The sequence below is a fragment of the Arthrobacter sp. AG367 genome (genome assembly GCF_007828995.1).
GTDB lineage: Bacteria > Actinomycetota > Actinomycetes > Actinomycetales > Micrococcaceae > Arthrobacter.
The window spans coordinates 1398814-1411526 of the sequence record NZ_VIVE01000001.1 but is presented as its reverse complement, the minus strand read 5'-3'; the positions used below and the strand labels follow the sequence as shown (position 1 = coordinate 1411526).

The following is a 12713-nucleotide window of genomic DNA, read 5'->3' as shown; positions in this document are numbered from 1 at the left end:
CATGGGCAGTTCTGCGGCGAAGCCACGTACGGCACTGGTGGTGGGCGGCGGAATCTCCGGCCTGCTGTCCGCCCGGGAACTCGCCGCGGCCGGCCACGAGGTGACGGTCCTGGAGGCGGGCCCGGCGTGGGGTGGCTGCGTGGGCAGCCACACGGTAGCGGGCCTCACGCTGGACAGTGGCGCCGAGTCGTTCGCCACGCGGTCCGACGCCGTCGCGCGGCTGTGCGCAGAACTTGGCCTGGGCGCAAGGATCGTTCCGCCCCGCCCCGGAGGTGCGTGGGTGCAGCTTCCGGATGGTGCCCGCGAACTTCCCAGGACCGGCGTCCTGGGCATCCCCGCCAACCCCTGGGATCCTGAAGTCCGGCGCACCCTGGGTACCCTGGGCTCGCTGCGGGCCTCCCTGGACAGGCTGCTGCCCGCTTCCGTGGGCGCCGGTGCGGGAGTCACCAGCGTCTCCGCGCTGGTCAGGGCCCGGATGGGTTCGCGGGTCCTGGAGCGCCTGGTCTCGCCGGTGGTGGGCGGCGTCCACTCCGCAGATCCCGGGCTGCTCGACGTCGACATGGTGGCTCCAGGGCTGCGGGCAGGGCTGCGCCGGCACGGTTCCCTCGCTGCCGCGGTTTCGGCCCAGCGGCGCCGGGCCGGTGAGAATTCCGGGGCAGCCGGCGCCGGCACCCCACTCCAGCCCGGCCAAGCAGGAAAACCTGCCAAGGCCGGTTCCGCCGTCGCGGGCCTCGAAGGCGGCATGCACACCCTGGTGGATGCACTGGTGGAAGATCTCCGGCGACGGGGCGTCGCCCTGCTGGCGAACACCGCTGCCACCTCTGTATCCCGCACCCCTGAAGGCTGGCTGGTGGAGGCCGGCGGTGCAGCCTTCCGCACCGCCCTGCTGGTGGTGGCCGTGGATGGCCCGGCCGCCGTCGGACTGCTGGAACATGCCGTCCCACTGATCGCAGGGAAGAAGCCTGCGTCCGGACCTGACGTCAAGCTGGTCACCGTGGTCCTGGACAAACCGGACCTTGACCGGCGGCCCCGGGGGACAGGAATCCTGGTGGCCCCGCAAACGCCGGGCATCGAGGCAAAGGCGCTGACGCATGCAACGGGCAAATGGGACTGGCTGGCGGCTGCTGCCGGCCAGGGACGCCACGTGGTGCGCCTTTCCTACGGCCGGGTGGACGGCGCTTCGGTGCACCAGCCTGCCGGACCGGAAACCGATGACGAGCTCTTCGCAGCCGCCCTGCGGGACGCTTCCGCTCTCCTGGGCGTCCAGATCGCCGGCGGGGACGTGCGCGGATGGGACGTTGTCCGATGGCGCGGCTCGCTGCCGTTCGCAGCCGTGGGGCACCGCGCCCGGGCAGCAGAGATCCGCCAGGCCTGCACCGCCGCCGGTGGCCTGGCAATCGTGGGCGGCTGGGTGGCCGGAAACGGCCTCGCCGCCGTCGTTGCCGACACACGTGAGCAAATCGGCCAGTTAACCGCCGCCTAGGCATCGGTGCTGGTCAGCCCGGCGCGTCGGGTTCTTGGCAGTATCCACCCGCACGCCCCGCGGCCCTTCCCGGTTTTCAATCGGCCATCCGTTCTGGTTAGGGTCGATGACTATGGTTCAACACAGGTCCGAGCTTTCCATGTCCCGGACCGGTATCCATGGGGGACTCCGACGCGGTACTGCAGCCGCTGCGTTCGGAGCGGTACTGGTTCTTTCCACCGGCGTGCAGGCGTCCTTGGCTGACGACGCGGTTCCCCCTCCCCAAGACTCCCCAGCGCAGGCGTCCCCGGCCGGAACGGCCGCGGACGGTGCAACTGCCACCCCTCGTGGCAAGGTTCCGGCCATCCCTGCCGTGCCGGGAGCATTGCTGCCGGCCGTGAAGGCTTCGCTCGCACCCGGTTCGACGACGGCGACGGCACAGACCACAGCGCAGGCTTCGATGACGGGACTGCCGCTTCCGGACGTCCCGCTGCCCGCAGTCTCCGGAACGCCTTTGGTGACCGGCGGCCCGACCACCTCGACTGCGGCGCCGGCCGGCGGAGCATCCTCCACGGCAACCCGACCAGGATCCGGCACCCAGCCGGGGCCCACCTCAGCCACCGCGCCAGGGGTTGCCCCCGCGGCCGGTACCTCCCCGGCGGGGGGCGCCCCGGCCCCGACGCCTCCCTCGCCTGGAACAGAAGCGGCAGGCCAGGCGTCCGGTTCACAGGATGCCGTAGCAGCCCCCGGCGGGGCGGCAGGTACCGCCACCGGTGGAGGGGCCGGTGGAGAAGCGGCCGGCCCGGCCGCGAGTGGGGGAGCGGTTGCGCCTTCTCCCACCCTGCCCACGTCGCTGCCCACCGCGCTGTCCATCAATGCACGCCAGTCCCAGCCCACCCGGGTGCCGCAGGCTGCCGCTGCACCCGCGGGCCCGGGCCGCGCCGTTTCCTCCACCGGCCCCCTGCCGGACATGCCGGATGCCATGGTGTGGCTGGGCGCCGGACTGGTTGGCGTGGGTGCCGCCGCCGGGTTGGTCTTCCTGCGCATGCGCCGCCCCTGAGGATGCGGCGCCGGAAGCCCTCCACGGCAGGCAAACGTGACTTTGCTCACTTCTACGAGTCGTAGAACTCTTCGGTTTCGCCTTGGGGGCAGCGAAGGGGCAAACTTGTAACCATGAGCCACACTTCTGCCGAATCTGTCACTAAAACCGAAGAATCAGCCGAGCAGTTCTTTACCCTCTGGACGGTATTCAAGCGGTCAGAGTCAGTGGTCCGCAGCGCCGATGCCGCCGCCGACTTCGAAGCGCTGCTGGAGCGGCTCGCCGCGGCCGGCGTCACGCACCGGGGCAGCTACGACGTCTCGGCCATGCGCGCCGACGCCGACGTCATGGTGTGGCTCCACGGCCCCAAGCCCGAGGCGCTGCAGCAGGCCATCCGCGACATCCGCCGCAGCCCCCTCTTCGCGGGCACGGAGATCGTGTGGTCCGCCATGGGCGTCCACCGCGAGGCGGAGTTCGCCAAGAACCACACGCCCGCCTACTCGCGGGGCGTCGCTCCGGCCGAGTGGCTGTGCGTCTACCCGTTCGTGCGCTCCTACGAGTGGTACATCCTGCCGGAGGCCGAGCGCGGCAAGATGCTCCGCGACCACGGCCTGCTGGGCAGGGACTTCCCCCAGGTCATCTCCAACACCGTCTCCTCCTTCGCCCTGGGGGACTGGGAATGGATCCTCGGCCTGGAAGCACCCGAACTGGTGGACCTCGTGGACCTGATGCGCCACCTGCGCGCCACGGAGGCCCGCAACCATGTCCGCGAGGAAGTTCCGTTCTACACCGGACGCCGGATCACCGCCGAAGAAGTAGCAGAGGTGCTCGCATGAACCCGCTCGACCCCACACTTGCCACCGCCGTGAACCCCGTCACCGAGGCCGGGCGCATGGCCCCCAAGAATTACGACGCCGTCCTGCTCGCCTCCTTCGGCGGTCCGGAAGGCCAGGAGGACGTCATCCCGTTCCTCCGCAACGTCACGCGCGGCCGGGGGATCCCGGACGAGCGGCTCGAGGAAGTCTCGCACCATTACCGCGCCAACGGCGGCGTGAGCCCCATCAACCAGCAGAACCGGGAACTCAAGGCAGCGCTGGAAGCCGAACTGGCTGCCCGCGGCATCGACCTGCCCGTGCTGTGGGGCAACCGGAACTGGGCGCCGTACATCCCCCAGACCCTGCAGGAAGCGTACGACGCCGGCCACCGCCGGGTGCTGATGCTCACCACGAGTGCCTACTCCTGCTACTCCAGCTGCCGCCAGTACCGCGAGGACATCGGCATGGCCCTGACGGAGACCGGCCTGGACGGCCGGCTGGAAGTGGACAAGGTCCGCCAGTACTTCGACCACCCCGGTTTCGTGGAGCCGTTCGTCGAGGGAACTGCCGCAGGACTGGCCGATGTCCGCGCCAAGCTTGCCGACGCCGGAAGCCCCGACGCGCCCGTCCACATCCTGTTTGCCACCCACTCCATCCCTACCCGGGATGCTGAGGCCGCGGGGCGGTCCGAGGGTGAGCCGCGTGAGTTCGAGGAAGGGTCCGCCTACGTGGCGCAGCACCTGGCCAACGCCGCGGCCGTCATCGGGCGGGTCCAGGATGAAACCGGCCTGACCGCACCGTGGTCCCTGGTGTACCAGTCCCGTTCGGGCGCCCCGCACGTGCCGTGGCTGGAACCGGACATCAATGACGCCATCGAGGAACTCGCCGGGCAGGGCGTCAAGGGCATCGTCATCGTCCCCCTGGGCTTTGTCAGCGACCACATGGAAGTTGTCTGGGACCTGGACACCGAGGCCATGGAAACGTGCGCAAACCTCGGCCTTGCGGCCACCCGCGTCTCCACCCCCGGTACCCACCGCACGTTCGTTAATGGACTTGTGGACCTCATCTGCGAGCGGACGGTGGCCAACAACATCAGCGACCGTCCCGCCCTGACGGATCTTGGCCCCTGGTACGACGTCTGCCGCCCGGGCTGCTGCGCCAACTTCCGCGGCGAAAAACCCACGATTGCAGGAGCCGACACCACCGTGGGCACGGGGCATGACCCTTATCCCTCGGGGGATGCCGGCGAGACGGCGCAGCCGTGACGGTCCGGATTGGAACCCGCGCCAGCAAACTGGCGCTCACCCAGACCCAGCAGACCGCGGACCAGCTCGCCGCCGTCGGGGGTTTCCCGGTGGAACTGGTGCACATCCGCACTGACGGTGACGTCCTCACCGGGTCGCTGTCCCAGATGGGCGGCACGGGCGTCTTTGTTGCGGCCCTGCGCGACGCGCTGCTGCGCAGTGAGTGCGACGTCGCCGTCCATTCGCTCAAGGACCTGCCCACCGGTGCGGCCGTAGGACTCAGCCTTGCCGCCACGCCGCGCCGGGTGGACGTCCGCGACGTCCTGTGCGCCCGCGATGGGTTCAAGCTGGCCGACCTGCCTGCCGGAGCCCGGGTCGGCACCGGGTCGCCCCGCCGCGCTGCACAGCTGCGGGCGGCCCGCGCCGACCTGGACATTGTCGACATCCGCGGCAACGTGGACACCCGCCTGGGCCGTGTTCCCGGCCTGCCAGGCAACTCCACTGACCAAGTGGTCCCCGGGAAATCCTGCGACCTGGACGCCGTGGTTCTTGCTGCCGCCGGCCTTGAGCGCATTGGCCGGCTGGACGCCGTCACCGAGTACCTCGAAACGGACGTGATGCTGCCCGCGGCCGGACAGGGATCACTAGCCATCGAGTGCCGTACTGCCGACGCGCCGCCCAAACCGGGATCGGATGAAGGATCCCGTGAGGTCCTGGCCCAAGCCCTCGCTGCCCTGGATCACCTCGACACCCGCCTTGCCGTGACGGCAGAGCGCGCCCTGCTGGCCCGGCTCGAAGCAGGCTGTGCAGCCCCGGTAGGCGCCTATGCCTACCGGAAGGGCAGCATGCTGCACCTGGAAGCCGTGGTGTGCGCCGTCGACGGCACCGCAACGGTCCGGGACAAGCGCGCCACGGACGGACTCACGGAAGTCGGGGCCACCCTGCTGGGCATCGAACTGGCCGAAGCGCTGCTTGCCGCCGGAGCCGCCGACATCGCAGACCTGCAGGCGTCCTGACCCGGCGATGACGCAGCCTTCCCGCAGGTCCGGACCGCAGATTCCACCCAGCCAATCCCTGCTGGGCGGAGCCCGCGTCCTCGTCACGCGCAGCCCGGAGCGGTCCGGTGCCCTGATGGAGGCCCTGGCCGGAGCCGGCGCGATGCCGGTGCTACTGCCGCTCATCGACTTCGAACGGGCCCCGGACCAGCACGCGCTCGACGTCGCCTGCGACGCCCTGGCGGCAGGGGCCTTCGACTGGCTGGTGGTCAGCAGTGCCACTACCGTGCATGTCCTGATGGAAAAGGCCGCCGAGCGTGGCCTTGGCCTGGGCCAGTTGGTCCCCTCAGGTACCCGGATCGCCGCGATCGGCCCCGCCACGCGGAGGCTGCTGTCGGCGGGCGGGCTGGATGCCGCCCTCACCCCCGCCGGCGAACAGTCGGCCGCCGGCCTCCTCGCGGTATGGCCCGGCGGCGGCAGGATCCTGCTGCCGCAGGCGGACATCGCAGCCGGCACACTGGCAGAGGGCCTCGCTGCCGCAGGCAGCGCCGTCACCGCCGTAACGGCCTACCGCACCGTCGACTATCCGGCGGCAGCCGACCGCAGGCTCGCCGTGCAGCCGGAAGACGGCGACGCCGGCCAGCACCCGCCGTCGTACTCCCTCCTGACGCCCGAAACGGCCGCCGCGGACATCGCCGAAGGGCGCATAGCGGCCGTGATCGCCGCCTCGCCGAGCTCCGTACGCCGTATTTCCGCCCTTGGTCCCCTGGGCGGCTGCCGGCTGGTGGTGATCGGCCGTTCGACGGCGGACCAGGCTGCTGCCCTGGGCCTGGACGTGGCTGCGGTGGCGGCTGAGCCCACACCGGACGGGCTGGTGGCGGCCGTCGCGAAGGCCCTCAACCCGCCCTGACCGTCCCGCCCCGGTATGCCCCCTCAAGCTTCAAGAACAACGCGAAGGACAGGACCCATGACTTTCCCCAACCAACGCCCCCGCCGCCTGCGCACCACCCCCGCCATGCGCCGGCTGACCGCCGAAACCCGCCTCTCGCCGGCGGAACTCATCCTTCCGGCCTTCATCCGCGAGGGACTGACCGAACCCAACCCCATCACTTCCATGCCGGGGGTGGTCCAGCACACCACCGACACGCTCAAGCGGGCCGCGGCGGAGGCCGTTGAGCTCGGCCTGGGCGGCATCATGCTCTTCGGCATCCCGGAAACCCGTGACGCCGAAGGCTCGGCATCACTCGACCCGGAGGGAGTGCTGAACAAGGCCATCCGGGACGTCCGCGCCGAAGTGGGCGATGACCTGGTGGTCATGAGCGATGTGTGCCTGGACGAATTCACCGACCACGGCCACTGCGGAGTCCTCGACGCCGACGGGTACGTGGACAACGACCGCACCGTGGAGATCTACGCCAGGATGGCCGTTGCACAGGCGGAGGCCGGCGCGCACATGCTGGGCCCCTCCGGCATGATGGACGGCCAGATCGCCGCCATCCGGTCGGCCCTGGATCAAGCCGGATATGCCAACACCTCCGTCATCGCCTACGCCGCCAAGTACGCCTCGGCGTTCTACGGGCCGTTCCGCGAAGCGGTGGACTCACAGCTCAAGGGCGACCGGCGGACCTACCAAATGGATGCCGGTAACCGCACCGAAGCCCTCCGCGAGGTTGAACTGGACCTCGCCGAGGGCGCGGACATCATCATGGTCAAACCGGCCATGAGCTACCTGGACATCGTGGCCGACGTTGCCGCGATGAGTCCCGTCCCGGTGTCCGCCTACCAGATTTCCGGTGAATACGCCATGATCGAGGCCGCCGCCGCCAACGGCTGGATCGACCGCCGCGCAGCCATCACCGAGTCCGTCCTGGGCATCCGGCGGGCCGGGGCCCACATGGTCCTCACGTACTGGGCCGCCGAACTGGCCGGCTGGCTGAAGGAAGCCCGGTGACAGCCGGGCAGGCCGCGGAACCCACCGCGCCGGTGGGGGAGGACCGCATCCTCCTCGGCCTGAACACCTTCGGTGACGTTGGCGAGGCTCCGGACGGCAGCCAGCAGCCGCACGCCCAGGTCCTGCGCCAACTGCTGGAACAGGCGGAACTTGCCGACGCCGTCGGGCTCCATGCCTTTGGCGTGGGGGAGCACCACCGCAAGGACTACGCGGTGTCAGCGCCGGAAGTCTTCCTGGCCGCCGCTGCCGCCCGCACAACCCGCATCCGGCTGGGCTCCGCCGTAACAGTCCTGAGCTCGGATGACCCCATCCGTGTCTTCCAGCGCTTTTCCACTGTGGACGCCATTTCGAGCGGCCGCGCCGAAGTGATGCTGGGGCGCGGATCCTTCATCGAATCCTTCCCCCTGTTCGGCCTGGACCTGGCCGACTATGAGGTCCTGTTCGAAGAGAAACTCGAGTTGTTCGACAAGGTCCGCGCGCAAAAGCCCGTGCACTGGGAAGGCCGCACCCGGCCCGCGCTGCACGGCCTGAGCGTCTATCCGCCCCTGGAGCACCACCTGCTGCCCACGTGGATCGGGGTGGGCGGAACACCAGAATCGGTGCTGCGCTGCGCCCAGTACGGCTATCCCATCATCTTTGCCATCATCGGCGGCCAGCCGCGCGGCTTCCGGCCGCTTGCCGACCTCTACCGGGAGGCGATGGCCAAGTACGGGCACCCCATGCAGCAGATGGCCACGCACTCGCCCGGGCACGTGGCCGACACCGATGAGCAGGCCCGGGAAGAACTGTTCCCGCACTGGCTGAAGCTGCGCAACAAGCTCGGCGCCGAACGCGGATGGGGACCGGCCGGCCGGGGAGAGTTCGACGCCCTGTGCTCCGCGGAAGGCGCCCTCTACGTCGGATCGCCGGAAACGGTGGCCCAAAAAATCGTCCGGCTGAAGCGGAACCTGGGTGTGGACCGCTTCGACTTGAAATACAGCAACGGACCGCTGCCGCACGCGGCCATGATGCGTTCAATCGAACTGATGGGCACCGCGGTGGCGCCCCGGGTGGCAGAGCTGCTCGCCGGCTGACTGCGCTTCCGGCTAACTGAGAGAATAGAAACCATGACTTCCAGCAATCCTCGCAACGAGGCACTCTTCGACCGCGCCCGCCAGCTGATGCCGGGCGGAGTCAATTCGCCGGTCCGGGCCTTCGGCTCCGTCGGCGGGACGCCGCGCTTCATGGTCTCCGCCAAGGGGCCCTACCTGACCGACGCCGACGGCAAGGAATACGTGGACCTGGTCTGCTCCTGGGGCCCGGCGCTGCTGGGGCACGCCCACCCGGCCGTGCTGGATGCCGTCCACGCCGCCGTCGACCGCGGCCTCTCCTTCGGCGCTTCCACCCCGGACGAAGCGAACCTGGCCGAAATCGTGAAGGAGCGCGTCCCCGCCGTCGAGCGCCTCCGCATGGTCTCCACCGGCACCGAAGCCACCATGACGGCGGTCCGGCTGGCCCGCGGGTTCACCGGCCGCAACCTCATCATCAAGTTCGCCGGCTGCTACCACGGCCACCTCGATGGACTCCTGGCCGCTGCAGGCTCCGGCGTGGCAACCCTCGCCCTGCCCGGTTCCGCCGGCGTCACGGAAGCCACCGCCGCCGAAACCCTGGTGCTGCCCTACAACGACCTCCAGGCCGTCAAGGAAGCCTTCGCCACGCACGGATCCAATATCGCGGCCGTCATCACCGAAGCGGCGCCCGCCAACATGGGTGTGGTCACCCCCGCCGAAGGGTTCAATGCAGGGCTTTCCCGGATCACCCGCGAGCATGGCGCGCTGCTCATCGTCGACGAGGTCCTGACCGGTTTCCGCACCGGCTACTCCGGCTACTGGGGCCTCACCGGAGGCGCGCCGGATGCCGAGGACCCCTGGACTCCGGACCTGCTCACCTTCGGCAAGGTCATCGGCGGCGGAATGCCGACGGCGGCACTGGGCGGACGTGCCGACGTCATGGACTACCTGGCCCCCACCGGCCCGGTCTACCAGGCCGGAACGCTTTCCGGGAACCCGGTGGCCATGGCGGCAGGGGTGGCAACCCTGACGCACGCCACGCGGGACGTTTATGCCTTCATCGACGTCCGGTCCCTCGAACTGTCCTCCGCGCTGTCCAACGCCCTGGATGCCGCCGGGGTGGACCACTCCATCCAGTTCGCCGGCAACCTGTTCTCGGTGGCCTTCGGAACCTCGGCCCACGGCGTCCACAACTACGCCGACGCCCAGGCCCAGGAGGCGTTCCGCTACGCGCCGTTCTTCCACTCCATGCTGGAGTCCGGCGTATACCTGCCGCCGTCGGTCTTCGAGGCCTGGTTCCTCTCCGCCGCGCACGACGATGATGCCATGAACCGGATCTACGACGCCCTTCCCGCGGCAGCCAGGGCCGCAGCCGCCGCCCAGGGGTAGGAACAGCGAAATGGCGCGTCCCGGCGTCGTGAACCTGCCGCCGGGACGAAAAATCCCCGCCTTCCGGACAAATCCCACTGCATGCGAGGGGAAAGTCCGGGAAGCGGGGATTTTCTGTCTGTGCGTGCCTTCGGCCCTAGAGGACGTCCGAGAGGAAGCCCTTGAGCCGGTCCGTCTTCGGGTCGGTGAAGAGCTGCTCCGGCGGACCGGACTCCACCACAACACCGGCGTCCATGAACGTCACGGCGTCGGACACGTTGCGGGAGAAGCCCATTTCGTGGGTTACCACCACCATGGTCATGCCGCCCTTGGCGAGGTCCGCCATCAGCGACAGCACGCCCTTGACCAGCTCCGGGTCCAGGGCAGAGGTTGCCTCGTCGAAGAACATGACCTCCGGCTTCATGGCCAGCGCACGGGCGATGGCCACGCGCTGCTGCTGGCCGCCGGAGAGGTTGGCCGGGCGGGATTCGGCCTTATGCCTCAGGCCCACCAGGTCCAGCTGCTCCAGTGCCTCACTGCGCGCCTCCTCCTTGGAGAGCTTGCGCAGCTTCCGCAGGGCCAGTGAAACGTTTTCCTCCACCGTCTTGTGCGGGAACAGGTTGAACTGCTGGAACACCATGCCGATCCGGCGCCGCAGCTCGTCCGGGTTGTCCTTCAGGACGGACCGCCCGTCCAGCAGGATGTCCCCCTGGTCCGGTTCGATCAGGCGGTTCATGACGCGCAACAGCGTGGACTTGCCCGAACCCGACGGTCCAATGACGGACGCCGTGGTGCCCTGGGGAACGTGCAGGTCGATGCCCCGCAGGACGTGGTTGCTGCCGAAGGAAAGGTGGATGTTCTTGGCGCTCAGTGTTCCCGACGCAAATTCGCTCATGCCTGGGCTCCCTTTCCAACGACCGCTGCGGCCTCGTCCGGTTCTTTCTTTTCGGGCCTGCCGGTGCGCAGCCGGGCATCGATCCAGTTCACGAAGTGGGTCAGCGGGATGGTCAGCGCCAGGTAGAAGACGGCTGCCGCCACGTAGGGCGACAGGTTGCCGGTGGTGGCCGCCGCATCCTTGCCGATTTGGAAGATCTCGCGCTCACTTGCCAGCAGTCCCAGGAGGAAGACAAGGGATGATTCCTTGATCAGCGCAATGAACTGGTTGACCAGGGCCGGAAGCACCCGCCGGATGCCCTGGGGCACCACTACAAGGCGCATGGACGCACCGTAGCCGAACCCCAGGGCGCGGGAAGCCTCGAGTTGTCCCTTGTCGACGCTCTGGATGCCGGAGCGGAAGATCTCGCCGATGTAGGCGCCGGACATCAGCGAAAGCGCCGCGACAGCCATCGGGTAGGGGCTCGTGGAACCCGTGAATTCGCGGACGATCGGCCCGAACCCGAAGCCGATGACCAGGATGGTCAGGACCGGCGGGAGGCCGCGCAGGATGTCCGTGTAGATCCGCGCGACCCAGCGCGCTGCTGCGTTCCGGGAGATCCCCATCAGGGCGAGCAGCATCCCCAGGGCTGTCCCGATGATGCCCGAGATGATGGCCAGCACGAGGGTATTCGGCAGGCCGACGGCGAACATCTTGGGGATGACTTCGCCCATCGCCTTCCAGTCAAGGAAGGTGTCAGCGAGTTGCTTGAGGATATCCATGGAACGCCCTGGTTACTTGGCGGCCGGGATCTGGACGGCCTTGCTGCCCGGCTTCCAGCCCTGCGGGGTCTGTTCAGCGGCGGTGGGGCGGTCCCTGTACCACTCGGACGTCAGCTTGGCCCAGGTACCGTCCGCGATGACCGCGTCCAGGCCGGAGTTCAGGGCGTCGATCAGGGGCTGGTTGTCCTTGTTGACGGCGTAGGCGGTGAAGTTCTGGGTGTTCACAACCTTCTCGGCGATCTTGGTGTTGTCGCCTTCCTTGACCTGGCCGGTTGCCTGCTGGGAGGGTGCCACCCAGGCGTCGATCTGGCCGTTCTTCACGTTGCCGTACACGGTGTTGTAGTCCGGGAAACGGACCGGCTCCAGCTTGAGGGTGTTGGTGACGTAGTCGTCCTGGACGGTGCCCTGGACGACGCCGATCCGGACGCCTTCCTTGAGGTCGGCGAAGCCGTTGACCTTGGAGCCGTTCTTGGTCACCACAGCCATGTAGCCGAAGTCGTAGCCGTTGGTGAAGCCAACGGTCTTGCGGCGGGCGTCGGTGGTGGAGATCGAGGAGGATCCGACGTCGAACTGCTTGTTGGCCACCTGGGACAGCAGGGCCGAGAAGTCGGTGGAGGCGAACTCAACCTTGAGGCCCAGCTTGTCGGCAATGGCGCGCAGCAGCTCGTTGTCGTAGCCGGTGAACTTGCCCGAAGGGTCGATGAAGATGTTGGGCGGGGCGTCCGAGAGGGTTCCCACGCGCAGGGTGCCCTCGGTGATGAGGCCCAGCTTGGTCTTGTCGATCTTGTTCACCGGGGTGACGTTGGCGGTGGTGTACTTGTCCAGCGTCTGCTGGTCGCTGCCGGCGAGGGCATCGGTGGGGGTGCCGCTGGGCTGGGAAGACCCGCCGCCGCAGGCTGCGAGGGAAACCGCGAGGGCAAGTGCAACGGGAGCGGTAGTGAGCCACTTCATCGCTTTGATTTTCATCAGGTTGTCACTTTCATATGAGTCATAAGTCGACCGGGCCGCAAGGCAGCGCTGTGGCGCCTGGCACCTGCCCGGTGCTGGTCGAGCCGTCCGGGGCAGGGGTGACCGCAAAACTTTATTGTCTCACTAGCGTGAAGTGGGGGTCCTTGCCGAAGAAGCGCGAGCCCA

Annotated in this window: 12 protein-coding genes; 9 read left to right on the top strand and 3 right to left on the bottom strand. The window is 68.7% G+C overall.

What is annotated here, in order from left to right; translation table 11 throughout:
- The first annotated feature begins 1 nt into the window (after nt 1).
- The 9 genes from hemG to hemL all read left to right on the top strand — a co-directional run bounded on the left by hemG (nt 2) and on the right by hemL (nt 9944).
- Nucleotides 2-1483 (top strand): protoporphyrinogen oxidase, encoded by a 1482-nt coding sequence (gene hemG, locus FB478_RS06505; protein WP_144599982.1) that lies wholly within the window; start codon nt 2-4, stop codon nt 1481-1483.
- Between the two features lie 112 nt (nt 1484-1595).
- Nucleotides 1596-2522: a hypothetical protein gene (locus tag FB478_RS06500; RefSeq protein ID WP_144599981.1), complete on the top strand. Its 927-nt coding sequence runs from the start codon at nt 1596-1598 to the stop codon at nt 2520-2522.
- 113 nt (nt 2523-2635) lie between these two features.
- Nucleotides 2636-3337 (top strand): hydrogen peroxide-dependent heme synthase, encoded by a 702-nt coding sequence (hemQ, locus tag FB478_RS06495; RefSeq protein ID WP_018768566.1) that lies wholly within the window; start codon nt 2636-2638, stop codon nt 3335-3337.
- Nucleotides 3334-4581 carry a ferrochelatase gene (locus FB478_RS06490; RefSeq protein ID WP_144599980.1) on the top strand — a complete coding sequence of 416 codons (1248 nt, stop codon included), beginning with the start codon at nt 3334-3336 and terminating at the stop codon, nt 4579-4581. The genes hemQ and FB478_RS06490 overlap by 4 nt, the downstream gene beginning before the upstream one ends.
- A complete protein-coding gene (gene hemC / locus FB478_RS06485; RefSeq protein WP_144599979.1) occupies nt 4578-5576 on the top strand; it encodes a hydroxymethylbilane synthase in 999 nt (332 codons plus the stop codon). The genes FB478_RS06490 and hemC overlap by 4 nt, the downstream gene beginning before the upstream one ends.
- A 7-nt stretch (nt 5577-5583) precedes the next feature.
- Entirely contained in the window at nt 5584-6465 is an 882-nt protein-coding gene (locus FB478_RS06480; protein ID WP_144599978.1) for a uroporphyrinogen-III synthase, read from the top strand.
- Between the two features lie 57 nt (nt 6466-6522).
- Nucleotides 6523-7506 (top strand): porphobilinogen synthase, encoded by a 984-nt coding sequence (gene hemB / locus FB478_RS06475; protein ID WP_018768562.1) that lies wholly within the window; start codon nt 6523-6525, stop codon nt 7504-7506.
- On the top strand, nt 7503-8579 hold the full coding sequence (locus FB478_RS06470) for an LLM class flavin-dependent oxidoreductase (protein WP_144599977.1): 1077 nt from the start codon (nt 7503-7505) through the stop codon (nt 8577-8579). Before hemB ends, FB478_RS06470 begins: the two co-directional genes overlap by 4 nt.
- Nucleotides 8580-8612: 33 nt before the next feature.
- Nucleotides 8613-9944: a glutamate-1-semialdehyde 2,1-aminomutase gene (hemL, locus tag FB478_RS06465; protein WP_144599976.1), complete on the top strand. Its 1332-nt coding sequence runs from the start codon at nt 8613-8615 to the stop codon at nt 9942-9944.
- Nucleotides 9945-10080: 136 nt separating this feature from the next.
- Here the strand turns inward: hemL and FB478_RS06460 are convergent, their stop codons facing one another.
- From FB478_RS06460 to FB478_RS06450, 3 genes are read right to left on the bottom strand one after another with little or no spacing between them, the layout of a single operon-like run.
- Nucleotides 10081-10818 carry an amino acid ABC transporter ATP-binding protein gene (locus FB478_RS06460; RefSeq protein ID WP_134163775.1) on the bottom strand — a complete coding sequence of 246 codons (738 nt, stop codon included), beginning with the start codon at nt 10816-10818 and terminating at the stop codon, nt 10081-10083.
- Nucleotides 10815-11579, bottom strand: a complete 765-nt coding sequence (locus FB478_RS06455; protein ID WP_018768558.1) for an amino acid ABC transporter permease — start codon at nt 11577-11579, stop codon at nt 10815-10817. Before FB478_RS06455 ends, FB478_RS06460 begins: the two co-directional genes overlap by 4 nt.
- Nucleotides 11580-11591: 12 nt before the next feature.
- Nucleotides 11592-12545: an ABC transporter substrate-binding protein gene (locus FB478_RS06450; protein WP_144599975.1), complete on the bottom strand. Its 954-nt coding sequence runs from the start codon at nt 12543-12545 to the stop codon at nt 11592-11594.
- Nucleotides 12546-12713 lie beyond the last annotated feature (168 nt).

Excerpts from the sequence above, each read along its gene's own strand:
- hemG (WP_144599982.1), top strand. The coding sequence starts at position 2 with ATGGGCAGTTCTGCGGCGAAGCCACGTACGGCACTGGTGGTGGGCGGC.
- FB478_RS06500 (WP_144599981.1), top strand. The coding sequence starts at position 1,596 with ATGGTTCAACACAGGTCCGAGCTTTCCATGTCCCGGACCGGTATCCAT.
- hemQ (WP_018768566.1), top strand. The coding sequence starts at position 2,636 with ATGAGCCACACTTCTGCCGAATCTGTCACTAAAACCGAAGAATCAGCC.
- FB478_RS06490 (WP_144599980.1), top strand. The coding sequence starts at position 3,334 with ATGAACCCGCTCGACCCCACACTTGCCACCGCCGTGAACCCCGTCACC.
- FB478_RS06480 (WP_144599978.1), top strand. The coding sequence starts at position 5,584 with ATGACGCAGCCTTCCCGCAGGTCCGGACCGCAGATTCCACCCAGCCAA.
- hemB (WP_018768562.1), top strand. The coding sequence starts at position 6,523 with ATGACTTTCCCCAACCAACGCCCCCGCCGCCTGCGCACCACCCCCGCC.
- hemL (WP_144599976.1), top strand. The coding sequence starts at position 8,613 with ATGACTTCCAGCAATCCTCGCAACGAGGCACTCTTCGACCGCGCCCGC.
- FB478_RS06460 (WP_134163775.1), bottom strand. The coding sequence starts at position 10,818 with ATGAGCGAATTTGCGTCGGGAACACTGAGCGCCAAGAACATCCACCTT.
- FB478_RS06455 (WP_018768558.1), bottom strand. The coding sequence starts at position 11,579 with ATGGATATCCTCAAGCAACTCGCTGACACCTTCCTTGACTGGAAGGCG.
- FB478_RS06450 (WP_144599975.1), bottom strand. The coding sequence starts at position 12,545 with ATGAAAATCAAAGCGATGAAGTGGCTCACTACCGCTCCCGTTGCACTT.